General features: G+C 37.8%; 16 protein-coding genes. 4 read left to right on the top strand and 12 right to left on the bottom strand.

The window, feature by feature from the left end; all coding sequences use genetic code 11:
* Positions 1–46: 46 nt before the first annotated feature.
* The 6 genes from EL165_RS01575 to EL165_RS01550 form a co-directional block, all read right to left on the bottom strand.
* Entirely contained in the window at positions 47–1486 is a 1440-nt protein-coding gene (locus tag EL165_RS01575; protein ID WP_002979981.1) for a glycoside hydrolase family 30 protein, read from the bottom strand.
* Positions 1487–1522: 36 nt separating this feature from the next.
* The gene (locus EL165_RS01570; RefSeq protein ID WP_002979982.1) at positions 1523–2332 is read right to left on the bottom strand and encodes a glycoside hydrolase family 16 protein; all 810 of its coding nucleotides are present in this window, start codon (positions 2330–2332) and stop codon (positions 1523–1525) included.
* A gap of 83 nt (positions 2333–2415) precedes the next feature.
* Positions 2416–4638, bottom strand: coding sequence for a beta-glucosidase BglX (bglX, locus tag EL165_RS01565; protein WP_002979983.1), 2223 nt, complete (start codon positions 4636–4638; stop codon positions 2416–2418).
* 9 nt (positions 4639–4647) lie between these two features.
* A complete protein-coding gene (locus EL165_RS01560) occupies positions 4648–6072 on the bottom strand; it encodes a glycoside hydrolase family 30 protein (protein ID WP_002979984.1) in 1425 nt (474 codons plus the stop codon).
* 3 nt (positions 6073–6075) lie between these two features.
* On the bottom strand, positions 6076–7605 hold the full coding sequence (locus EL165_RS01555) for a RagB/SusD family nutrient uptake outer membrane protein (RefSeq protein ID WP_002979985.1): 1530 nt from the start codon (positions 7603–7605) through the stop codon (positions 6076–6078).
* Positions 7606–7614: 9 nt separating this feature from the next.
* Positions 7615–10533 carry a SusC/RagA family TonB-linked outer membrane protein gene (locus tag EL165_RS01550; protein WP_002979986.1) on the bottom strand — a complete coding sequence of 973 codons (2919 nt, stop codon included), beginning with the start codon at positions 10531–10533 and terminating at the stop codon, positions 7615–7617.
* A 176-nt stretch (positions 10534–10709) separates the two neighbouring features.
* Here EL165_RS01550 and EL165_RS01545 point away from each other — a divergent pair, with 176 nt between their 5' ends.
* The 4 genes from EL165_RS01545 to EL165_RS01530 all read left to right on the top strand — a co-directional run bounded on the left by EL165_RS01545 (position 10710) and on the right by EL165_RS01530 (position 16124).
* The gene (locus EL165_RS01545) at positions 10710–11894 is read left to right on the top strand and encodes an MFS transporter (RefSeq protein WP_041461504.1); all 1185 of its coding nucleotides are present in this window, start codon (positions 10710–10712) and stop codon (positions 11892–11894) included.
* Positions 11895–11910: 16 nt separating this feature from the next.
* Positions 11911–12699, top strand: coding sequence for an NUDIX hydrolase (locus EL165_RS01540; RefSeq protein WP_050791148.1), 789 nt, complete (start codon positions 11911–11913; stop codon positions 12697–12699).
* Positions 12700–12828: 129 nt separating this feature from the next.
* Positions 12829–14007: an acyl-CoA dehydrogenase family protein gene (locus EL165_RS01535; RefSeq protein ID WP_002979990.1), complete on the top strand. Its 1179-nt coding sequence runs from the start codon at positions 12829–12831 to the stop codon at positions 14005–14007.
* A gap of 158 nt (positions 14008–14165) precedes the next feature.
* On the top strand, positions 14166–16124 hold the full coding sequence (locus EL165_RS01530) for a T9SS type A sorting domain-containing protein (RefSeq protein ID WP_002979991.1): 1959 nt from the start codon (positions 14166–14168) through the stop codon (positions 16122–16124).
* Positions 16125–16200: 76 nt separating this feature from the next.
* Here the strand turns inward: EL165_RS01530 and EL165_RS01525 are convergent, their stop codons facing one another.
* The 6 genes from EL165_RS01525 to EL165_RS01500 all read right to left on the bottom strand — a co-directional run bounded on the left by EL165_RS01525 (position 16201) and on the right by EL165_RS01500 (position 24504).
* The gene (locus tag EL165_RS01525; RefSeq protein ID WP_002979992.1) at positions 16201–18564 is read right to left on the bottom strand and encodes a patatin-like phospholipase family protein; all 2364 of its coding nucleotides are present in this window, start codon (positions 18562–18564) and stop codon (positions 16201–16203) included.
* Between the two features lie 185 nt (positions 18565–18749).
* Positions 18750–21437: a PD-(D/E)XK nuclease family protein gene (locus tag EL165_RS01520; protein ID WP_002979993.1), complete on the bottom strand. Its 2688-nt coding sequence runs from the start codon at positions 21435–21437 to the stop codon at positions 18750–18752.
* Entirely contained in the window at positions 21434–21970 is a 537-nt protein-coding gene (locus EL165_RS01515) for a DUF922 domain-containing protein (protein WP_002979994.1), read from the bottom strand. Before EL165_RS01515 ends, EL165_RS01520 begins: the two co-directional genes overlap by 4 nt.
* The gene (locus tag EL165_RS01510; RefSeq protein WP_002979995.1) at positions 21970–22374 is read right to left on the bottom strand and encodes a hypothetical protein; all 405 of its coding nucleotides are present in this window, start codon (positions 22372–22374) and stop codon (positions 21970–21972) included. Before EL165_RS01510 ends, EL165_RS01515 begins: the two co-directional genes overlap by 1 nt.
* A gap of 62 nt (positions 22375–22436) precedes the next feature.
* Positions 22437–23072: a 16S rRNA (guanine(527)-N(7))-methyltransferase RsmG gene (rsmG, locus tag EL165_RS01505; protein WP_002979996.1), complete on the bottom strand. Its 636-nt coding sequence runs from the start codon at positions 23070–23072 to the stop codon at positions 22437–22439.
* Positions 23073–23166: 94 nt separating this feature from the next.
* Positions 23167–24504, bottom strand: coding sequence for a M20/M25/M40 family metallo-hydrolase (locus tag EL165_RS01500; protein WP_002979997.1), 1338 nt, complete (start codon positions 24502–24504; stop codon positions 23167–23169).
* Positions 24505–24730: the final 226 nt, after the last annotated feature.

Below are 24730 nucleotides of genomic sequence, written 5' to 3'. Positions count from 1 at the left end.
CCTCTTTGAGGCCGCCGGGTCTGTCAAAAATAATATTAATATGATACTATAAAATTACGGTCTGTATAGAGTGTGCCGGGGCATTTAGTTTTGCAGCCATTCCTTCTATCCATAGATTGGTTTCAATATCATTGTCGGAATCGTTCATGATAACGGTTACCAGCTGTCCGTTTTCATTCATAAAAGCGGAAGATGTAAGCGCGGCTCTGTTGGACGAGCTTCCGATTCTCTGGGCATTGGGTTTGATATATTTTGAAACATGGCCTATATAATAGTATTCGTAAGTATAGAACACCTCGCCTGTTTTGGTATCTGCAATAATCGGGGCAAAGCAGAAGTTACCTTTATGGTTAGGTCCGCCGGTTTCATCCAATAAAATATTCCAGTCGGTCCATAAAGCATTTCCTTTGTTAAAATCATTCAGCATGTTTTTACTGTACAGCTCACCCAGGCTTACATCATAGATTTTATCCATACTGAACTGTTCTTTACATCCTTCAGTAAAAGCCAGGAATTTATCCGGAAAAGCTCTGTGCGTTTCTGCTAAATTATCAAAAAGCTGTGTTTTGTTATTCCATGTTTCATACCAGTGATAGCCAATACCGCTGGCATATTTTGAGGTTTCAGGATCGCTTAATGTGGTTGTTGCTCTTTGATAGATAAGGTCTCTATTGTGATCCCAGATCATTACTTTTTTATCTTTATATCCGTTCTTCCAAAGGGTTGGTCCAAGGTTCTTTTTCAGGAACTCCCCTTCTTCTTCGGCAGTATAGATACATGATTCCCAGCTTTGGGTAGCCATTGGTTCATTCTGAACAGTCAATCCCCAGATGTTAATTCCTCTCTTTTCGTATTCTTTAATAAATTTGATATAATAATCTGCCCACGTCTGGTAGTATTGATTCTCCAATCTTCCTCCTTTGTATAAACTTTTGTTGGATTTCATCCAGGCTGGCGGGCTCCACGGAGAAAAATAGAAGGTAAAATTATTTCCTATTGCTTTCTGAGCTTCTTTGATCATCGGAATCTTATACTTCTCATCATGTGCAATATTGAAAGTCTTCAGGGAAGTATCATTGTCTTCTACATAAGTATAGGAATCACTGGAGAAGTCACAGGAATTCATATTGGTACGTACGACAGTGTATCCCAATCCGTTTTTTCCAAAATAAGCATCCAGAATTTCCTTCTGCTTGTTCTTTGGCATTTTATAAAAAGTTTCTGCTGAGGCGTCTGTAATGGCACCGCCTATTCCTATCAGTTTCTGATATTTAAAATTAGGAGCCACAAAAATACAGGCTTCGGTTTCTTTAGGCTGCCCGAATTGTTCAAATTTAACTGCTCCTTTATCCGCCATCTTTTCATTCGCTTTCGAGTTGGTAAGGATTACTTTAGCTGTTTTTCCTGCATTCTTTTTCCAATAATTCTGAGCATTGACACTGATGACAACACCTACTACAAAACAACTTACAATTATTTTTCTCATGATTTTTTTATTTTGGACAGTTGCGTCCCCTATTCATTATTTATTTTGATAGACTCTTACATAGTCTATGTAATACTTTTGTGGAAAAACAGCATCATCAATGCCTTCTTTTCCTCCCCAAAAACCACCTACTGCAAGATTTAAAATGATAAAGTAAGGTCTGTTAAAAGGCCATGCATCATTATTTTTCTCTTTATTCTCATAGGTGAAAAACTTTTGGTCATCGATATAAACATCTATTTTTTCCGGTGTCCAGTCTGCTTTATAGACATGAAACTTTTCGCTTGCATCTTTTACAAACAGTGTATCGGTTTTCTGGGTTCCCTGAATGTGATTATATTTTTTGGTATGAACAGAAGCATGTATAAATCCCTGATTGTATCCTACATGTTCCATGATATCCAGTTCGCCGTCATCCGGCCATTTCTTCATATTCTCGCTCATCATCCATATGGCGGGCCATGTTCCGCGGCCTTTGGGCAGCTTTGCCCTTACTTCTACTGTTCCATACTGGAAGGCAAATTTTCCTTTGGTTAAAAGCCTTGCGGAAGTATATTTATTGTTTTCCCAGTTTTCTTTTCTGGCTTCAATAATCAGGTTTCCCTTTTCCATTCTGGCGTTTTCAAGTCTGCTTTTGGTGTAAAACTGAGCTTCCTCATTCCCAAAACCACCTCCTCCTACATCATAATTCCATTTTGACGAATCAGGAAGACCTTTACCATTAAATTCATCACTCCAAATAAGTGTTCTGTGAGAATCCGGCTTGTGTGAAGCACAGTTCAGAACAGAAATGAAGGTGGTTACTGTGGCACATATTTTAATGATATTTTTAGCCTTAAGATTCATATGTATTAGGGTTTTAAGTTTTTGGCTAAAGCCATTTTTTTCTGACTTTTGATTAAGCGGGCTAAAGCCCGCTCCTATTGAATTTATTTGCTCCAGCTAATTCTTTTGGTCTGTACATGTTGAGAGTCAGTTCCAATCATAATATCAAATTCTCCGCCTTCCCAGTCAAAATTCAGCTCATCATCAAAGAATTTCAAATCTTCGGGGGTAAGTTTAAAATCGATCTTTTTGCTTTCGCCTTTTTTGATGAATACTTTCTGGAATCCTTTTAACTCTTTTACAGGTCTTACTACTTTTCCAAAAAGATCCCTAACATAAAGTTGCACGACCTCTTCTCCATCATACTTTCCTGTATTGGAAACCGTAACACTGATGTTCAATGTCTGGTTTCCTGTAAGGTTTGCAGAACTTAAAACCATATCAGAGTATTTGAAATCTGTGTAACTTAAGCCGTATCCAAACGGATATTTCGGATCATTATCAAGATCTATATATGCTGAAACATAATTTCTGTCTGTATTATTTTTTGCAGGTCTTCCCGTATTGTAATGATTGTAATACACAGGAATCTGACCTTCTGTTCTTGGGAAAGTCATCGGAAGCTTTCCTCCTGGATTCACCTTCCCAAACAGAACATCTGCAATAGAGTTTCCGGCTTCGGTTCCCAGCCACCATGTGTACATAATGGCAGGAATATTGTCTGATGCCCAGTTGAAAATAAGAGGTCTTCCGGCATTGATCATCAGAATAATTGGTTTTCCGGTTTTGGCAATTTCCTGCAACAAATCTTCCTGGACGCCCGTAAATCCGATATTGCTTCTGCTTTTTGCTTCTCCACTCATCGCATGTCCTTCTCCCAATGTCATAATCACTACGTCAGCTCTTCTGGCTGTTTCTATTGCTTCTGCAAACTGTGTTTTATCCTGATCATCCACATTACAGCCTTTGGCATATAATAAAGTGGAGTTTTTATCCAGCTGATTTTTAATTCCGTCAAATTGAGAAACAATTCTTTGGTTGTCATCTTTGAAAGCAACTGACCAGAAGCCGTGATTCGCTACTGTTTCTTTCCCGAAAGGGCCAATCAGGGCAACTGTCTTTGTATTTTTTGAAAGCGGAAGAATATTTCCATGGTTTTTAAGAAGAACAATACTTTTTGAACCAAATTCCCTCCCGAATTTTCTGTTTTCCTGATTATCGGTTTGTTCTTTTTGCCTTTTTTCATTGCTGAATCTGTAAGGATCATCGAAAAGTCCCATTTGGAATTTCTTGGTTAAGATTCTTCCTGCCGCATCGTCTACCAGTTTTGCATCTACTTTTCCTTCTTTAACCAGTTTGGGAAGTTCTGCCATATAAACACGGCTTTCCATATCCATATCACTTCCGCCCTGCACAGCTCTTTCTGCTGCCTGGGCTGCATCTTTTGCATAACCATGGGGAATCATTTCCCCGATACTTCCCCAGTCTGAAACGACAAAACCTTTATAATTCCATTTTCCTTTTAAAAGATTTCTCTGAATATATTGGTTGGCTGTTGCCGGAATTCCGTTAATATCATTGAAGGAATTCATAAAAGTAGCTACTCCTGCCTCTGCAGCTGCTTTGAATGGAGGAAGATAAGTTTCGTTCAGCTGTCTGAGACTCATATCCACAGAATTGTAATCTCTTCCGCCCACAGCGGCTCCGTACGCTGCAAAGTGCTTGGCACAGGCCATCACAGCATCCAGACTTCCTAAACCCTTACCCTGGAATCCTTTAATTCTTGCCAGTCCGATTTTTGTTCCAAGATAGGTGTCTTCTCCGGAACCTTCCATTACCCTTCCCCATCTCGGATCTCTGGCAATATCCACCATTGGAGCAAATGTCCAGTGAATACCATAAGCTGCAGCTTCTGTAGCAGCTATTCTTTCAGACTTTTCAATCATTCCCAGATCCCAGCTTGCTGCCTGCCCTATATTCACCGGAAAGGTTGTCCGGTATCCATGGATAACGTCCTGTCCGAAAAGTAAAGGAATTTTAAGCCTTGACTGCATCGCGAGTTTTTGAAAGGCTCTGGTTTCTTCCGATCCTGCAACATTCAGCATAGAACCTACTTTTCCTTTTTTAATTTCGTCTAAAACAGCAGCCGAATTGGAATGCTGAGGTCCTGTAGCATATTCGAACCCGCTGTATTGAACCATTTGTCCTACTTTTTCCTCCAGGGTCATTTTAGACAATAGCTCTGCTACTTTCTGATCAATTGTCTTTTGTCCGTAAGCATTCAGTCCAAATGCGGAAAATGCCAGTAAGAAATAAACTCTTTTCATAGTATCCAATTAAAAAATATAGGTTGCTGTAGAACGTCCGGAAATTTTTACTGCAGCGGTTTTGCCGGCAAATTTAATATTAAAATTCTCATCTGCCTGATTATCGTTCTGCACAATTAAAACTATTTTCCCAAATTGAGTCATAAAAGCAGCTGTTGAAAGTGTGTTAGTTTGTGTGGAAGCGATGCGCCGAGATCCTGCCGGAATAAATTTTGAAGCGTGGGCTATAATATAATAGGAAACATTTCTGGTGAAGTTTTCACTATCAGAAACGGTTATGGCGCCTTTACATTCTGTACATCCGCCATCTGTATGAGGGGCAAATTTCGGATCGTTGGCAAGATTCCATTCTAAAGCAATTTTGCTCCAGTTCCTCATAGAACCTATGATTACATTTTTTGTATGCCAGTTCAGATCTTCGGTAAAAGTTCCTTTTGAACCTGTCCACTGCTCCGTAAAGTATAGATTTTTGTCTGGAAAAGCATTGTACACCGTACTTAATGCGGAGATATCTCCTTCGTACAAATGAAAAGCTGACCCGTCTATATATTTGTTTGCCTCAGCATCTTTTAAAATATCAATAGCATATTCCGGTTTGTTGCAGTTGTGGTCGTAAACAACAATTTTGGTTTTGATTCCATTCGTTTTAAAAGCCGGCCCTAAATGATTTTTGATAAAATCACCCTGTTGCTCAGACGGCATATACATACTTGGATTATTTCCAGGATGTAAAGGCTCATTCTGAGGTGTTACCGCATCAATGGTGATGCCTTCTTTTTTCATGCCTTGTATGTATTTTACAAAATATCGGGCATAGGCTTCATAGAATTCAGGTTTCAGGCTTCCTCCTTTTGATTTATCATTGTCTTTCATCCAAACCGGAGGAGACCATGGTGCCGCGATAATTTTAACAGAAGGATTGATCGCTATAATCTCTTTTAGCATAGCAATCAGATCTTTGTCCTTTGCCTGGCTGAATTTTGAAAGCGAAGGATCGCTCTGCCCTTCAGGCAGGTCATCGTATGAAAATACTTCTCCATCAAGATCGGAAGCCCCAATACTAAGTCTTAAATAACTAATGGAGATTGAATTTTTACTATTTCCAAAAAGTTCATGAAGCAGTGCTTTTCTTCTGGAAGGCGACAACCGGTTGATTACCTCAACGCTTCCTCCCGTTAATGTATATCCAAAGCCATCAACATATTGAAACTTTTGAGTATCATCAATTTCAATATTCTGAAAGCTGTTGGAACTGTTTACAAATTTAACAGAGGCCTGCTGCTGTAATTTTACACTTTCATCACCTTTTGTAAGCCAGTACTGTACTTCATTTCCTTTGCCGGAAGATACTGAGCCACACGATAAAGAAAAAAGGGCCACACCACTAAGCAGTGCGGCACCTCTAAAGAAACTATATAAGTTGTGAAACTTCATGGATTAATAACCAGGATTTTGCTTGATCTTCGTATTAAGAAGTTCGTTATAAGGAATTGGTAAAAGTTCATTCTTATTTGGTTTAAATCCTCTCGATGCTAATTTGGAAGGTGCTTCTCCCCATCTTACCAGATCAAACCATCGGTGTCCTTCACCAGCTAGTTCACGTCTGCGTTCATCTTTAACAGCTTGTAATGTTACAGGTATTGACGGCAGGCCAACTCTGGCTCTAACTGCATCCAATAGTGCTTGGGCTCTTGCGCCCGAACCGTTTAATGCTTCTGCTTCCATTAAGTACGTGTCTGCCAATCTGATCACGATATAATTCCTGCTGTAGTTAAGCTCCGGAGCTCCGGGAAGATTAGAAACTTCATCTCTTCTAGGAAGATATTTATTCAGAAAATAACCTGTATCATTATGAGCAGGTGAATATTTGATTTCTCCGTTTGCAGTCAGTTGTTTTGCATTCAGGATAGTAGCATTGAATCTCGGATCGTCTTTCAAGAAATTATAAAGATCTTCTGTTGCAGTGTTAAATGCCCATCCTGAAACAATATCGGGTGCTGTTGTCTTTAATCTATCGTATCCTCTCGGTCCTATCATTATACAGATAGAGTTTCCTTCATCCTTTCCCTGACCCCAGAAGCCCCAATCCGAATTTCCTTTATTGGTATGCATTACTTCCAGAATAGATTCTGTAGTGAACTTATTGTCTGGTCTCCACAGATCATTATAATTGGCAATTAATTTATATCCATACTGGCTGACTTGTCCTGGTGTTCCATTTACTTCGGCAAATTGGGCTGCAGCAAGATCTTTTTTATTGTTATACAAATAAATTTTTCCTAAAATAGCTCTGGCTGTCCCTTGGCTTATTCTTCCCACCTCAGCCTTGTTAGTAGGCGCAATAGAGAGTGGAAGATCATTAATGGATGCTAAAATATCTGATTCGATCTGCTCATATACTTTCTGTGGCTCTGCCTGAGGGATATTATAAAAATCATCAGCAGCTGTAATAGGCTGTAAAATTAATGGAATATTTCCAAACATTTTAAGCAGTTCGAAATAGTAAAGAGCCCTCAACGTTTTAGCTTCAGCGACAAATCTCTTGCGTGTCTGATCATTCATTTTAGCATCCGGAATTCTCTGAATAAGGAGATTTGCTCTAGCAATTCCCTGATAGAAATCATTCCAGTAGGTTTTAGGAACAGTGATCTGATCAATGGAATAGTTAGAAAAACTTTGTATACCTGTACCATCTGTAGGACTTCCGCCCCCAGAATAGAAATCATCTGAGGCTGCATTAAAGAAAGTTACCGTATTTTCAAATCCACCAGAATATTTTCTTAGCAGATCATACACTGATACCAGTGCACTAAAAGATTGTTCTTCATTCTGGAAGTAATTATTGGAGTCAAAAGCTCCTTTATTCTTTACATCTTCAATGAACTCATCACCACAAGATACGGAACTGAATCCAATACCTGATGTAAGAGCGATCAATACTATTGCTTTATAAAATCTATTTTTCATGTTGTTTTTTTAGAATTGAATATTAGCACCAAATATGAATGTTCTGGCCTGTGGGTAATAGGCTCTATCTATTCCATAAGAATCGTTAACTGCAATTTCAGGATCATATCCTGTATACTTTGTAAAAGTGAAAAGGTTTTCTCCGGTTACATAAAATCTTACCTTATTGGCACCAAAACGTTTGGAAATCTCTACTGGCAACGTATATCCCAGCTGAACCAGTTTGATTCTCATAAAATCTCCTTTTTGAAGATAATAATCAGACATTTTGGTGTAATTTTCATTTTTATCATCTGCATCTAATCTTGCCACCGTATTTGAAGTACCTGGTCCTGTCCACCGATCAAGAATTGTAGTCTGATAATTACTGTAGAACAGGTCTAGTCTTCTGAGACCCTGGAAGATTTTATTTCCTCCCTGCCCCTGTAAAAACACCATCAAATCTACATTCTTATAATTAAGATTTAATGTTAAACCATAAGTAAATTTGGGTACAGAGCTTCCCAAATATTCATAATCATCCTGATTGATTTTACCGTCGCCATTTGCATCCAGTCTTTTGAAATCACCAGGCTTAGCATTTGGCTGTATCAGGTCACCATTGGCATTTCTGTATGCATCAATTTCCGCCTGTGTCTGAAAAATTCCCAGATTCTGATATCCATAAAAAGCTCCATAAGGTGAGCCCACCTGAAATCTTGTTACAGGTCCCATAGACTGGAAAGATGCAAAGTTTTCGTAGACTTTATCATCTTCAAGTCTTGTTACTTCATTCTTTAGATACGAGAAGTTACCATTTACTGAAATTCCGAAATCAGACCAAGTCTTTTTATATCCCAGATTAACTTCAACTCCAGTATTGTTCATATCCCCCACATTTCTCCAAGGTCTCTCCGGAGCACCTACATATCCCGGAATATCCACCTGGCGAAGAATATCTGTTGTCTTCTTCTTAAACCAGTCCACTGTCAAAGTAAAATCATTTAAGAATTTCAAATCGGCAGCAATATTCAACTGAGAAGTCTCTTCCCATCGAAGATCCGGATTTTCAAGAGTAGTTGGGGCATATCCGATGATGATATTATTATCACCATAAGTATAATTGCTTCCTGATTTGAGGAAGTTTGCAAATCTGAAGTTTTCGATAGCATCATTCCCTAAAACACCATATCCACCCCTGAACTTCAAAGTATTAACGACCTTATTCTCCGGCCAGAAGTTTTCGTTGGAAATATTCCATCCTAAAGAGAAGGCAGGAAAGTTCCCCCAATGCCTGCTTTTTGCAAATTTAGAAGAACCATCTCTACGGATTGTACCGGTAAACAGATATTTATCATCATAATCGTAAATCACTCTGGCAAAATAAGAGGCCTTATGGGTCTCAACTCCGTCATATGCTGATGTTGAACGATTTTCCTGCGGAACATCAAAATTAAAGGATGCGTCTTCCCAATTATTCACCGGTAGATTGATATAAGTAGTATTATTTCCGGAACCTATATTATAAAAGTAAGCTCCCTGTCCGATTAATACACTTAAATTATGATTTCCCCATTTATTCTGATACGTCAATGTATTTTCCGTATTCCATTCAAGCTTCCTATTGCTTTCTCTTAAGAAACTATTAAATACGGTGTTTCTTGAATTGGTATTAAGATAAAATTTAGGCGTAAACTGTTCTTTTCCCCAATAGGATAGTTTTCCGTTAAGGGTAGTTTTGAAAGTAAAATGTTGTAAAAACTTTAACTCTGCAAATATATTCGCCACAAAATCATCAGACCAGTTGTATCTTCCAAGCTGAGTTTGTCTGAACGCCAGAGGGTTTGTCATCTCATTCTCTACAATAGTTGATACACCATACGGATTTCCGAAAGCATCTCTAATCAGATAAGGAGAAATACTTGCATTATTATATGGGCTTGTATTCAATAAGGCAGGATCTGTAACCACTACCTGTGTTATAGGATCTAAATTGATCGCTGAACTTAAAGGTCCTCCGAATTCGTCATTTGCATTCACCCCTTTCGTCTTTTGATGAGTATAGGAGAATGTTTGTCCAATGGTAAGGAAATCAAAAACTTTATGGGTAGAATTCAGCCTCACATTCATTCTTTTGTAATTTGAAATATCTTTCAGAACAATTCCATCCTGTTCATAGTATCCGAAAGAAGAATAAAAAGTAGACTTGTCATTTCCGCCACTCAGACTAAATTCATGAGAATTTCTTTCAGCAGTATTGAAAACTACATCCTGCCAGTCCGTACCGGCTCCAAAAGACTGAGGATTAGTAAAACGTGGAGCCTTTCCTGCATTGGTTAGAGCTTCATTAATGATAGTTCCATATTGGCTTGCATTCAAAAGATCCAATTTTTTTGAGGCTGAACCTATTCCATAAAAACCATTATAGGTTAAGTTCATTTTTCCCTTTTTCCCTTTCTTGGTTGTTACAAGAATAACACCTTTTGCTGCTGAAACTCCGTAAATTGCTGCTGAGGCACCATCTTTCAGAATTTCTATATTTTCTATATCAGACTGGTTGAGCCATGCAATATTATCTACTACAATTCCATCTACAACCCACAAAGGATCATTACTTCCGGCTCCAAAACTTGTAACACCACGGACTCTCACTGTTGCTGCTGACCCAGGCTGCCCGGAATTGGTAACTACAGAAACACCAGCTGCCCTTCCCTGAAGGACCTGTTCAGGCTTTCCTGAAGGAATATCCTCAATATCCTTCGCCCTGACACTGGAAATAGCTCCCGTTACATTACTCTTTTTCTGAGTACCGTAACCGATAACTACCACTTCGTCTATTTTGTTTTCTTTCGCAATTGTGTCCTTTACCTTGGTGGTCTGGGCACTGAAGTTGGCCGTAAAATAGAGGACGGCAACCACTCCTACGCTTCTTGATATTCTTACATTCATATACAGTTATTGTTTAATTCTCAAATTGAGACAATAAAAATATATTTTTTTTCAATTAATTAACATTCTATTCATAAAAATTTTAATTTTTCTTTTATTTTTCAGGGTTAGAAGCACTATCTTCGCATTAATATTTCATAAAATTTCATAAAAAAACAATAAAGACAACTCCCAAAATGACCTTCAAGCTTTCCAAAATTTCCCTTCCGTTAAAACTTACCTTTCTCATTTTTTCAATGGTTCTGAACTGTATGGGACTTATCATTCTGCAATTATCCGAAGAGAAAATTACCTATGGTGAACTGGGACTTTTGGAGTCTTTCAAAGATTTACCCATTGCTTTTATCTCCCTTTTTGCTGTACGTTTTATTAACAAAACAGGAACAAAAAAAGCATTGATTTCAGCGCTGGTAATTGTGGGATTCTGCTGCTGCCTTCTTCCTTTTGCAGAAGTTTTCTGGTTTTTTAAATTATGGTTCGCCATCATAGGAGCTTGTTTTGCAATAGGAAAGATCTGTGTTTTTGGGATAATCAGGAATAATATTTCGGATGAAAAATCACTGGCAAAGACCATGAACAGTGTAGAGGCTTCTTTCATGATCGGAATCTTTGTCGTTAATACCTGCTTTGGATGGGTGGTATCCAGCGAGTATTCTGAATACTGGAAGTTTTGTTTTTTACTGATCGCTTTTTTATGTGCACTAGCGATCTTCATGTTATCAAAGATTACCATCTTTGAAGCCAAACCTATTGAAAACAAAAACATTTTTTCAGAACTGTCAGGATTTACAACTCCTGCTGTAATACTATTCCTTGGGGTGATATTTTTTATTGTTTTTATAGAGCAGGGATTTAATTCATGGCTTCCATCCTTTTATAAAAATCACCTGAAAGTCAATTCATTTTTTGCACTTCAGGCTACTTCTTTCCTGGCCGTATTTTCTTATGCAGGCAGAACAGTCACCGCAAATATTATCAGAAGGTTTTCGCTACCGAACTACTATATCTCATGTATGGCCTTCATTATTGGTTTATTGCTAATTATTGTAGGAATACAGTATTTTGAGTCGGCAGATTCAAGGATAATTCTCTTTTTATTCCCAGTGATTGGTTTGTTTTTATCACCACTCTACCCTGTCATCAATTCAAAAATGATTGCACAGATTGATAAAGAACAAGTAAATCTTTTCACCTCCCTTATTGTTATTTTTTCTTCTTTGGGCAGTTCTGTAAGCTCTATTATTATGGCTGTTCTGTTTGAAAAACAATGGCTGAATTTCTATCCGCTATATATCTTATCTTTCGTAATTCTTCTTTTTGTGATTAGTTTGATATTTTTTAATGTTTCAAAAAGAAAATAGTTTTATTTTTACTGCCATGAAAATCAAAGACACAAAAAGTAAAGAAACACTTCAGGAACTGATCGATACAAAAGATTTTGTTGCTCACATATCTGTTGACTGTACTATTTTCGGCTTTCATAATAATATTTTGAAAGTTCTTCTTTTAAAGTATCACGATCTGGATCTGTGGTCGCTTCCAGGTGGTTTTGTTTTCAATGATGAAGATTTAAGAGAAGCTGCAGCAAGAGTTTTGTTTGAAAGAACCCATCTTGAAGATATTTTTCTGAAACAGTTTCACACGTTTGGAAGAATAGACCGTACGGAGAATAATGTCCATCAGATTCTCCTTAAAAACAAAGGTATTCAGGTACCGCCGGATCACTGGATTTTTCAGCGGTTTATCACGGTAGGGTATTGCAGCCTTATTGATTTTTCTCTGGCCAATACTTTTCCGGATGCTTTTAATGAAAGCTGTGAATGGTTCGAGGTAAACAATCTGCCTAAGATGGCTTTTGATCACGACAGGATTATTGAAACAGGATTAGAATACCTGAGAATGAACATCAATACAGAAGTAGCAGCCAGCAATCTGCTTCCTGAAAAATTTACGATGAAAGATCTTCAGTCTCTCTATGAAACGATTTTAGGACAAAAGTTCAGAAGGAATAATTTCCAGCGTAAAATTTTGAGCTTAAATATTCTTGACAGACTTGAAAAACTTTACGACGGTTCAGCCAATAAAGCACCCTATCTCTATAAATTTAAAAGCAAGGTTCATAACTCCACCAGCCAGTATCCTATATCCAATGATGAGGAGTCATAAAAATGTGGAATTTTCATTATAAACAAAGAAAAAGAGCATTATCTACCTGAAAACCAATCTCAAGATAAGTTTTCAAAAAAATTTTCACGACAACACGAAAAATGTTACTTTTAACCAAATCAAAAAATCATGTCATATTATCCTCTTACAAGCATCCCTGATTATTATGGAATTGATGCTTTACTTACTGAAGAACATAAACTAATCCGCCAATCTGTGAGAGACTGGGTTGAAAGTTTTGTAATGCCGCAGATAGATCAGGCCGCTCAAAATCATACAGATCTACCGAATCTTATGAGAGAATTGGGGAAAATCGGTGCATTGGGACCTTATATCCCGGTTGAGTATGGCGGTTCAGGATTAGACCAGATTTCTTATGGTCTGATTATGCAGGAGCTGGAAAGAGGAGATTCTGCAGTACGTTCTGCGGCTTCGGTACAGAGCTCACTGGTAATGTTCCCTATCAATGAATTCGGTTCTGAGGAACAGAAAAAGAAATATTTACCTAAGCTTGCTGCCGGAGAAATGATCGGATCTTTTGGGTTGACAGAGCCTAACCACGGTTCTGACCCGGGTTCTATGGAAACTAATTTTAAAGATATGGGAGATCATTATCTTTTGAATGGAGCTAAAATGTGGATCACCAACTCTCCTCTGTGCGATATCGCTGTAGTATGGGCAAAAAATGAGGAAGGAAAAGTACAGGGATTAATTGTAGAAAGAGGAATGGAAGGATTTACCACTCCTGAAACTCATAATAAATGGAGCTTAAGAGCTTCAAAAACAGGCGAACTGGTGTTCAATAATGTAAAAGTTCCGAAAGAAAATCTACTTCCGGGAGTAACCGGACTGAAAGGCCCGCTTTCTTGTCTGAATTCTGCAAGATACGGAATTTCATGGGGTGTAATTGGTGCAGCAATTGACTGTTATTGCACTGCTGTTCAGTATTCCAAAGAAAGAAAACAGTTTGGAAAACCAATCGGTTCTTATCAGCTTCAGCAGAAAAAGCTGGCTGAATTCTTAACAGAAATTACCAAAGCTCAGTTGCTATGTCTTCAGTTAGGTAATCTTAAAAATGACCATAAAGCAACTCCTGCCCAGATTTCAATGGCTAAACGCAACAACGTGAAAATGGCGATCGATATTGCGAGAGAATCGAGACAAATTCTTGGTGGTATGGGAATCATGGGTGAATTCCCGATGATGAGACACGCTGCTAACCTTGAGTCTGTAATTACTTACGAAGGAACGCATGATGTTCATTTATTAATCACCGGATTAGATATCACAGGAATCAACGCTTTTTAAGAAAGACAAAATATAGATAAAGGAGTCTGGCCAATGGTCAGACTCCTTTGTTTTACTCACATTGCAGAGAATTGATATTCAATGAATAATTGTTAATGTCGTAATGTTTTCCTGTTTTTGTTAAACTTATTACCTTAATACCACATAAAAAAACCAATATGAAAAAAACCACAACTTTTTTATTAAGTCTTACGGCGTCATTTTACTTTGCACAGCAGGCAGGTGACGTTGTAAGTACCGAACAGAAACTGGATTTAACACCACAAGGTGTTATTAATTTTATCGCCAATAATCTCGGCGAACAGAACGCTCCGGAATTCTCCAGTTATCTCAGCAGTTTTAATGTTGGTTTAAAAGGGTACAAAATTACCTATTACACCAAAAATGAAAATAATATACTTGTAAAAGCCACGGGATTACTTATGTATCCTAATGTGCCATTTAAGCTTTCAACAGTAGTTTCCGACCACGGAACCACAGACAGCAGGTATAATGTTCCGTCTAATTTCAAAGGGGCATTAACGGCAGGATTTGTAGTTGAACTGTCTTATGTCCTTAACGGTTATATCTTAATGGCTCCTGATTACGTAGGGATGGGAACCGGTGATGGAGTTCATCCATATGTGGATTACGCCACAGAAGCCGGAGCTACCATTGATTTTATCACAGCTGCCAATAAAGTACTGGCACAGCTGAACATTAAACGTTATGACGAATACTTTTTAGCCGGCTATTCTCAGGGAGCTCATGCTGCAATGTCTACATTGAAGAGATTAAGTATTTCAAACCCTGATAATATCAAATTCAAGTATGCATATATGGGTGACGGGCCATATGATTTTTCCGGAGTAACTTTGAATAAAGGTATTCTTGAAAAAGAATTTTATCCGTTTACTTCTTTTGTGGCCAATGTTGTTAATAGCTGCAACAATACAGGCTACAAAACATACAATAATGACATTTCAGAAGTTATTTCTGCTGAATATCTGGATAAATACAATTATCATGTTGTTCAGGATAACGGCGGCCTGTTATGGGGGCCTGTAATCTGGAGAAAACTTTTTACCGGCAGCTTTGTCAATGATGTTACCAATAATCCTGATAATAAGCTCAGACAATGCCTGAAGCCTAAAGATGTCTATGACTGGTATAATAAAACCCCGATGACATTAGGCCATTCAACTGTTGATTTAGCTATTCCGCCTGAAAATACGTCCAAGACGATAGATGTACAACGTGGATATTATCCGTGGTGGGATCTGAATAAATATAAACTGGACTCATTTTATTGGGGACCACTCGGGCATGTAGGAGGAATTCTTCCATTCACTCTGGCTTCCAACGCCAAATTCAATATCTTGAGAAGTGGTGGCTTACTTAATGAATGGGCGATTGCAGGATCAATTTTCGGTAAGCAGAACGCCGAGAAAACCTCTGAAAAGCCTGCACTGTTTTCTTCACAGATAAAACCGGATCTCGGAACGATGCAGCTTCTTGAAATTACAGATTTCAATCAGGAAAAAACACAGAAAAAGACTGCTGATAACCGTAATCTGGCAACCTTAAAAGATGGTGTTTATTTATTGAAAGTACTGGATAACAATGAAAGTAAAATAATTCCCTACATCAAAAATACACCAAAACAAGTTGCTGAAAATGAAATCATACAATCTGCTACTCCATCTGTATTGCAATTAAAAGTTGATCAGGATGAACTTACTTCTGTGAATATTTTTGACGAAAATAAATCCCTTATCAAAAGTATTTCTCAGAAACAATACCGTGAAGCCGGAGGAATTGATGTACAGGATCTGGAAAATAAAAATTATACCTTTGAGGTGGTAACTCCTTATTACAATCTTCAGTTCAGTAAAGCAATCGGAGGTACATCATCTTCCGAAAATAATGCAGATATCTTTGCCCAGAAACAGCAGATTATTGCAAAATCCGGCAATGGTATCAAAAACATCAGCATTTACAGCATTTCCGGTTCACTGATTCTTCAGCAGGAAGTTAACCAACCATTGTTTGAATCCAGAAGCCTGGAGTCCGGGGTATATCTGGTACAAATCACCTTATCTAATGGAAAAGTCATTAATAAAAAAGTAAAACTTTAAATCAATCACTCCTCAATATCTTATTTCAAGTTAATTTTTGGCACTTCAGCAATGAAGTGCTTTTTGTTGCATAACCTTAAAACTTAAACCCGATGCTAAAATATATCCTGGAAAAATCCAGCTGATTGTTTCTGGAAAGGTTAAGACTAATGGGTCCTATTAAAGATTCATACCCCAGGTTTACACCATAACCAAACATATCAAAACTGTTATTAAAAGGAGAAAATTCCTCGCTCACCTTCCCATAGCTGAACGAAGGAGTAAGATAAAGCCTTTTCATAATCCTGTACTGAAATGCCACAGCTGCCTTTGCCACGGAAGTCATAGGAAGTTCCTTCTGACGAAGCCCGTTGAATTCAGGACTTAGAAGATCATAATTGTACTCACTGCCTCCTAAATTGTATTTCTGATTCAGGAAGAGATAAGGTACCTGGTCTTCTCTCTGTGCACCAAAGCTTGTTCCCAGAAAAAGATTCACTTTTGCAGCAAGCTTCCTTGTGATCGGATAAGCGAAGTTTTCATTTAATGTAAAAGAAACCAGGTTTTTTGGCTGATAATAATAAGAGTCTTTAGGATTAAGTATAGGATATAACAGCGGCTGAACGGTTTTCAGATCATACAGCTCATATTGATCTCCGTAATAAAATCTTGTACTTACCTGCAGATTATTCCCTTTTGTAAAGAAATATCTTTTATTGAGATTATTCTGTTCAAACTTCAGAAACGTATTAAAATTACTGTGATTATACAGTTTTTTACTGTAATTGTCTACTTTTGCCTGATCCACTTTATCCAGTAAACTGTACATTCTTTCCGTACTGAATTCTGTTCCGAGTGAAAAATAAGCATTAGGGCTTACATTATAGTTCAGAGCAATCTTTCCGGTGATATTGCGGTACATATGGTTAGGAAAGCTGTCACCACCATCGGCCCCTACATCATATAACCTGAAATTCAGGTCATTACTTTTAAGATGAATCATCTTAGCTTCCAGATCCAGCCACAGCCGTTCTCCACTGTCTAAAAACTGCTGATAAGCAATTTTAGCTTTAAAACGTTCAGAAATATCTACCGTTGCGAGAAATCTTGATCTGTTCAGAAGAATATTTCTGTAGGTATAATTAACAATAATTCCCACCGACTGCTCGGTATCATAATGCAAAGCCAGTTTGAAAGCCCCTTTTTTGGCTCTTTTCACAAAAATATTCATTATAAGGCCATCATTTTCATTTGTATAAGTATAATACACCTTCACATACTGGCGCATTCCGAATACGCGGTCTATTGCTTCATTTACTGTTTTTACATCATAATATTTCCCTTCTGTCAATCCCATCTGTTTTTTAAGGACTTCAACTTCTGCGGCATCCTTAATGGGAGTTCCGTCTTCTTCATTGAAGGTAAATTTTGTAGTAGGCAATTTCACTTCCTCAATCATCTGATGCTCATATTTGATCCCGGCTTTTCGCTGGGCTTCAGCAAGGGCAACAAACTCAGGAAGATGCTTTCTCGCCTCGGTTTCTCCTATTTTGATGATTCTCCTGAATCTGGCAAAATCCTTCGTTGTAATCTCACCCAAAGGATCTACAAAATCCACCAGGATATCGGACAATTCTTTCTGATGCTTGAAATCTTCTACGGAACGGATGGCATGGGTCTGATAAATCATCTTCATGGGGTTTTCAATTTCTTTCTTGGTGAAAAGCCTGAATCCTGTATAACCACCAATCACAAAATCCGCTCCCATTTCCCGAACCTCATTGGCGGGGTAATTACGGTCTAATCCTCCATCCACCAAAAGTTTTCCATCAATATAAACAGGAGCAAAAGCTGCCGGAATAGCCAATGTAGCACGGATAGCCAACGGTAAAGATCCCTCCTTCTGCATTACCAGGCCACCATTTTCAATATCTGAGGAAGTAAGCTGAACAGGAATTCTCAGCTTGCTGAAGTCATTGATATGTTTTGCATTAAATGTAAGCGTATTCAAAACCTCTCCCATATACTGTCCTTCAATATAAGAGCTCGGAAGGGTCGGAAATCCTTTTACTACAGGGAATTCTAGAATATATTTGTCATATTCATCTTTCTCACTGATATTAACTTTGCTATAAGGAATTTTATTGCTGAGAATCCTGTTCCAGTCCATTTTATAGATGGTATGCTTCAGCTGGTCAGCATTATATCCCATTGCATACAAGCCTCCCAGAATTCCTCCCATACTGGTTCCTGTAATGTAATCTACCTTTATTCCCAATGAGTCTATCATTTTAAGAATACCGATATGTGCGAACCCTTTTGCACCGCCGCCACTGAGTGCCAGACCAAATTTTGTGTCTTTGGTTATATTCTGAAGGGCAATATTCAGGGAGTCGTTCTTTTGCTGTGATTTGATAATAAGAGAGAAAGCTATGGTAAAAAATATCAGGATCTTTTTCATTGTTGATTCTTGGTGTATCCGATTTTAACTTAAAAAAGTTTTATAAAGAGTAAAGATACACAAAAAAGTTACCCGTAAAATGACCTGTTATGTGAAGTAGATAAATCTATTTCAGCCTATGAATTCAAACAAATAAACTATTGATTTTCAGAATACATATCCTTTCAAATCAATATTAAATATTTTTAATACGTTTTTATAGTCTCAACAAAGTTAATATCAGGATTCAGGATTTCTAGGATAAGGCTTTTGACGGCTCTCATGGCATCATCAATATTTCCTTTGTCAAACTGCAGGGAAACCATTCCTTTTCTGGCATCTGCAAAGCTCCAGATACCTGTTTCGATCGGGTATCCCCAAAATTCGGGAAGATGCTGTACAACGTAATGGTAAATACAAAGCTGAAGCGCCTGTTTTCTGTCACTGTTGTGAAAATATTCAGCCACATTATCTTCATCAATTTTTACATTGAGATTTTTAATTTTGGCTGTTTTATAATCAATAATTCTTAGCGTTCCATTGAGCTTATCAATACGGTCAATGAACCCGAAGAAAGATATTTTATCATTTCCTTCAAGAGGAAAATCTATATTTTCAAACCTTCTTTCGATATCAACAATTTCCAGTTTGTTGCCTTGCTTTATCAGTTCAAGATCGTGGTTCAGAACATTCTCAATTACTTTTTTAGCGATGGCTTTGTGGATATAGTTCATTCCTTTTTCGTAGAATTCAGGCTGATGCTTCAGCTTTTCAATAGCAATATTTATATATTCATCTATTGCTTTAACTGAATTCTTTAAATCACTTTCTTTTAAAACCTTACCCTTCAACATCTCATACACTTCTTGAAGTGAATAATGAACTAAATTTCCGTAATTTTTCACTGAAAGCTCTTCTTCAATTTCATCCGTTTCCGAGGTATTTAAAATCTTTGAAAGATAGAAATCAATCGGATTATAGAGGTAACTGGTAAGATGTGATGCAGATACTTTTTGCTTCCATTTTTCAAGTCGTTCCTGTACGATCTGTGTCTTGGAAATTTCTATGGCTTGCGTTGCAATAGGCTCTGAAGAATTTTCAATAATCAGATGTTCTATCTCGTGTGAACTTTCCATTTCAATCTGGGTAATAAAACGGCTCTTCTCTCCTGTATTCACTCCAGAGCTTAAAGCATTGTACAACAAATGGACATTCTTCGCATCCTGGATCAGCCTGTAAAAGTGATAAGCATAAATGCTGTCATTTTCCAGGAAGGTATGAAGATCAAAGAACCTTCGGATATCAAAAGGAATATAGGTATTCTGAGAGTTTCCAAGCGGCAGTTTTCCCTCGTTCACAGAAAGCAGAATAACATTTTCAAAATTCAGCAGACGTGTTTCCAGCAATCCCATGATCTGTAATCCTCTCAATGGCTCTCCCTGAAAATCGATACTTTCAGAGTTGATATGCTGGTTGATCAGAATTTCCAGCGTTTCCATCTTGATCTCAATATTGTAAGGAGTCAGCTGATTTTTAATGATTCTGAATGCATTTTCAAAGTGAGAAACATTCTCATACTGAATATCATCTATTTCAAGCCATTTTACCTGCTGGCAGAATGCTATAAGCATATCCAGATAAGCATTTGTTCCCGGAGCTTTCTGCAGAAGCCCGAAATAAGAAAGTCCGCTCAGCAGTTCATGCAAAAGTTTATGAGAGATATAAACGATGTTTCTCTCTTCTACTTTGGCTTTAAAATCATTAATAATCTGTTCATCTTCAACAGATTTTGGTAACTCTTCAAGAATCGGAAAAACATCCCTGTAATAATAGGAAGATTTATTTTTTTCCAGCTGTTTCTGCAGATAGAAAAGACGTTTTATGGCATTGGAAAAAGACAGGTTTTTCAATGGGAATCCCATTGTAATATTCAAATTGTCAACTCCATGCATCACATCAAGGCTTGCAGGTAGAAGGTTTTCATCCAGCAGTACAACAGCTGTATTGGAATAGGTTTTATTATTGATCTCTTTAAAAATTTCGGGCAGTACTTTTGTCTGGGTTACATTCCCCGAAACCTCATACACCTTAATTTTTTTAGGTTGGTTAAAATCGTCTTCAATCCACTGGAAAGCCCTGTTGTCATCAAATTCTTTCCATGTTTTATGGTTTCTGAGGAACTTACCGGCTTCCTGTCTTTCGTCATTGAAATAATACCGGTCTGCCTGAAAGAAGCATTGGGCTTTATTCCACTGTAAAAGACTTCTAACGAGCTTTTCTTCTACCGGAGTGAAGGCATTAAACCCACAGAATACGAACTCCTCTCTTGTATTTTTAGCAAAATCAGCAACCTTAGCTTTGGCAGCTTCATGAATCATTCCTGAAGTGGCCCAGTTTTTTTCCTGTAATCTCTCTTTTAAAGCAGGAAGAAAAACATTCATATTCTGCCAGAAATTAAGGAATTTCTTTCTTGGGACCTCATCATCCTCTCCAAGGTCCTGAGCCCATTCTTTGATCCTTTCTTCATCAAACATATACTGCAGAACCGCCTGATCGCTGTCTGAGAATTTAAGAATATCATCCCAATCCTTCTGTAACGTTGGAAACCACTTCAGAAAGTCTGAAAAATCATCCCTGGGAATAAGATTCAAACTTCTATACACATCAAATGAAAAAAGCCACAGCGGAATCCCCTGAATAAGCTGTTGTCCCGCAATGTTATTCACGAGCTCTTCAATGGTAAAAAAGTTGGGAAGAAACCCTGAATAATGATTCTCTTCCAGAATCTGCCGGATAAATACAATGGGACGTTTTCCGGGCAGAATGATATTAAACGCAGAAAGATCCGGGTTTTGTGCTAGCAGTTCGTGGATAATCTTATTAAGGAATTTCAAAGGGCTTGATAGCTTTTTAAGTTGTCTAGTTGTTCAGAAATTAAATCGTTATATTCTGCCTGTTTTTCTTTGTCGATGCCGTGACGGGTTTCTCTGTCGTAAGCCATCTGGAAATTCTTATAATCCATGGAGATTCCGTCATAAATTGCTTTGAAATACCTGTTGTAATCTCCTGAGTTTTTGATTTTTTCAGCAACTGACTTTCTGAATTTCCTCACAAATAACTCTGCGATGTCAAAATGTTTCTGTTCGTGCAGCAGAATATAATCATTCATTTTTTTGACATCTTTCCATGATTTTTCTTCATGGAATATGGTTGTAATGGAAATCGTAACAGGTGCCTTTGGATCTGAAGACTTTACAGCGGAAAACTCCCAGCCACAATGGGTATATGCTGCTACATCGGGATTCTTTTTATTACTGACCGGACTTTTAAAATTATCCCAGGTCAGCTTTTTATCTTCCTGCCAGGTAATCTTCTGTCCGAATACTACCTGTGCTGCCAGCAGACACAATACGATACTCAATTTCATTATTCTACTACAATTGTTTTGGTAATCCAGCTATTTCCTCCGTTCCAGAATTTAAAAGTATAAGTACCTTTTTTCTGCGGACTGAAGTTGATCTGGCTGGCTCCCACGTAATTTCCCTGTGTACAAGGTCCGTTCGTAATATATTTATAAGAAGTCACCGTTCTTTCCAGATTGGTATTGTAAACATAATCATATCCGTAAAAGCCTTCACAGTGTGACGGATACGTGGAATAAGTCTTTATGCTCTGTATTGCAAAAACATCCATGGTATCATTGATAATTTTTACGCTGTCGATTTTGATCTTATCAATAGATTCAATCGTCTGGTAATCATCATCATTACACGAAACCAGAAGCCCGCCAAACACGAATACTGAAAATCCAATATTTAAAAGTTTTTTCATAACCTTTAGTTTTCTGATTATTAACAAATATTAGCAAAAATTATTCCTTATTTACTTAAAAATCAGGAATTAAAATTACCTTTTGATACATAAACTACCTTTTTAGTATCAAAAAATTCTTCATCAAAATAGTGTTTAAGGTTGAAAATTTCACATTTAATTCCAGCCAGTTCTTCTGCAAGATCACCGCCTTTTAAATATAAAATTCCGTTATGTTTAGGGTTAAACTGTTCTTTTTCAAATTTCCCTTTCAACCATCTTAAAAATTCAGGCATCTGGGTTACCGCCCTGCTGACTACAAAGTGGAATTTCTCTTTCAGTTTTTCTGCTCTTCCGTGGATAGCCGTTACATTGGTTAAGCCTACTCCATCTGCTACAGCCTGTACTACACTGATTTTCTTCCCGATAGAATCAATCAAAGTAAATTCTACTTCAGGAAACAGGATGGCCAGCGGAATTCCTGGAAAACCTCCTCCGGTTCCGATATCCAGAACTTTAGTTCCGGGAGCGAATGCCATCACTTTTGCAATTCCCAGAGAGTGAAGAATATGTTTTTCATACAGGGATTCCATATCTTTTCTGGAAATTACGTTGATCTTTTCATTCCATTCATTATACAGATTTTCCAGTTGTGAAAATTGTTCTTTCTGTTTTTCAGTTAGATCCGGGAAATATTTTAATAGTAACGATGCAGACATGTGAATTATTATAAACCGCAAAAATAAGTTTTATTTCTCTTGTATTCAAATCTACTTTCCGGATAAGCATTGAACTCAGCTTTAACTGAGATCATTATTTCGCAATTCCCGGAATTACCGGCACACCAGGGTTCCCTGATTGGCTGATCGTTTGTACAGCAAAAATATAATTGTCTTTCGAAAGTGGTACTCTTATGGAAAGTCCTGTTGTAAAGATTTTTTTCTGCCACATCGGACTGTCGGTTTCGCGGGCCAGGAGATAATATCCTGCCGGCGTTCCTGATTTTGGTTTTTCCCAGTGAAGTGTTGTGGAGTTCGTTAATTGCTTAACATCCATTTCTACATTCTCAGGCTTTGAAGTGGATTTTGCAAGGTTGGCCAGTACCGCAATGTTGGCAGCAACATTCTTCTTCAGATATTTAAAATCAATAAATTCAGACAGATCGCCATATTGTCTGTTATTTTCCACCCTGATATCCTGATGCTGATGATCATAGTTTTCATAGTATTCAGTAAGCCTTACAGCCGGAAAGCCGTTGTTGACAAAGCTGGTATGATCTCCTCCCCGTAAAAAGCGGTCATTTCTGTAGATCAGCTTTATTTCAAGTCCTTTCACATATTCTTCCGCAATTTCTTTGATATACCTTGCCAGCTGTCTGGATTCGCTGTCATTTTCAAACCCCAGATTTCTGATAGTCATTGCTTTCTTATCGAGGTCTTTGTAAGGCAGACCTTCACTGAACACACGAAGGGTCCGGGTATTGATCTCTCCTGTTTCTCCCGCTTTGGGATTCCCGATCATATCGTTATTCAGAACGGCTTCCAGTTGTAAACCTTCTTTCTTTATTTTTTCCGCCAGCTGTTTAGAGCCTAACAACGATTGTTCTTCCCCGGAGAACGCCACAAAGATAATTGAGGCCGGAAATGAAGACCTGCTCAATATTCTTGCGGATTCTATGACACCACTTACGCCGCTGCCGTCATCATTGGCTCCGGGTGCTGCTGAAGTTCTGTTCATTACATCAGTCACTCTTGAATCCAGATGTCCTCCGATCAGGAAAATTCTTTTATCGTTTGGATCAGTTCCTTTCAGAAAGGCAACAGCATTTCCCAGGTTTACCGTCTTGTCAATTCTTTTTCCATCCGGCTGAATATCTTCCTGCTGAAGGTATACTTCCATCCTGCCTTCGGAGTTTTTAGCATAATCATTGAACTTTCTGATGACCCAGTTTCTTGCAGCACCAATTCCGTGCTTAGGATCATGGGTTGAACTCAAAGTATGCCTTGTTTCAAAGCTTACCAGCTTATTGATATAAGATTTCAGCGAATCTTCGTTGACCTGTGAGACATACTTTTTCACTTCATCATCTTTGGAATGCTTCTGAGAGAAAACAGTACATGAAATCAGCAATAAAAAAACGGAATACTTCATAGAATAGGTCTTAAATGTTTTAAAGATACAAAAGACTGAGCATCAGAAGTAATTTTTATTCTTAATTATCTCACTGTACAGATTAAAATTTAATCGTCTGCAAAAAAACAACAGGATATTCCAACAGGATACATTTAACCAAAACCTGACAAAAATCTTCAATTCAGCCCCATTTTTATTGTCCCTGCAAGACGTTTTTATCATATATTTGTTAAAATTCAAAAAA

Origin of the sequence: Chryseobacterium gleum (assembly GCF_900636535.1) — a bacterium.
GTDB lineage: Bacteria > Bacteroidota > Bacteroidia > Flavobacteriales > Weeksellaceae > Chryseobacterium > Chryseobacterium gleum.
Note: the sequence above shows the minus strand (reverse complement) of the source record. Positions and strands in the feature narration are given on the sequence as shown.

Excerpts from the sequence above, each read along its gene's own strand:
- EL165_RS01575 (WP_002979981.1), bottom strand. The coding sequence starts at position 1,486 with ATGAGAAAAATAATTGTAAGTTGTTTTGTAGTAGGTGTTGTCATCAGT.
- EL165_RS01570 (WP_002979982.1), bottom strand. The coding sequence starts at position 2,332 with ATGAATCTTAAGGCTAAAAATATCATTAAAATATGTGCCACAGTAACC.
- bglX (WP_002979983.1), bottom strand. The coding sequence starts at position 4,638 with ATGAAAAGAGTTTATTTCTTACTGGCATTTTCCGCATTTGGACTGAAT.
- EL165_RS01560 (WP_002979984.1), bottom strand. The coding sequence starts at position 6,072 with ATGAAGTTTCACAACTTATATAGTTTCTTTAGAGGTGCCGCACTGCTT.
- EL165_RS01555 (WP_002979985.1), bottom strand. The coding sequence starts at position 7,605 with ATGAAAAATAGATTTTATAAAGCAATAGTATTGATCGCTCTTACATCA.
- EL165_RS01550 (WP_002979986.1), bottom strand. The coding sequence starts at position 10,533 with ATGAATGTAAGAATATCAAGAAGCGTAGGAGTGGTTGCCGTCCTCTAT.
- EL165_RS01545 (WP_041461504.1), top strand. The coding sequence starts at position 10,710 with ATGACCTTCAAGCTTTCCAAAATTTCCCTTCCGTTAAAACTTACCTTT.
- EL165_RS01540 (WP_050791148.1), top strand. The coding sequence starts at position 11,911 with ATGAAAATCAAAGACACAAAAAGTAAAGAAACACTTCAGGAACTGATC.
- EL165_RS01535 (WP_002979990.1), top strand. The coding sequence starts at position 12,829 with ATGTCATATTATCCTCTTACAAGCATCCCTGATTATTATGGAATTGAT.
- EL165_RS01530 (WP_002979991.1), top strand. The coding sequence starts at position 14,166 with ATGAAAAAAACCACAACTTTTTTATTAAGTCTTACGGCGTCATTTTAC.
- EL165_RS01525 (WP_002979992.1), bottom strand. The coding sequence starts at position 18,564 with ATGAAAAAGATCCTGATATTTTTTACCATAGCTTTCTCTCTTATTATC.
- EL165_RS01515 (WP_002979994.1), bottom strand. The coding sequence starts at position 21,970 with ATGAAATTGAGTATCGTATTGTGTCTGCTGGCAGCACAGGTAGTATTC.
- EL165_RS01510 (WP_002979995.1), bottom strand. The coding sequence starts at position 22,374 with ATGAAAAAACTTTTAAATATTGGATTTTCAGTATTCGTGTTTGGCGGG.
- rsmG (WP_002979996.1), bottom strand. The coding sequence starts at position 23,072 with ATGTCTGCATCGTTACTATTAAAATATTTCCCGGATCTAACTGAAAAA.
- EL165_RS01500 (WP_002979997.1), bottom strand. The coding sequence starts at position 24,504 with ATGAAGTATTCCGTTTTTTTATTGCTGATTTCATGTACTGTTTTCTCT.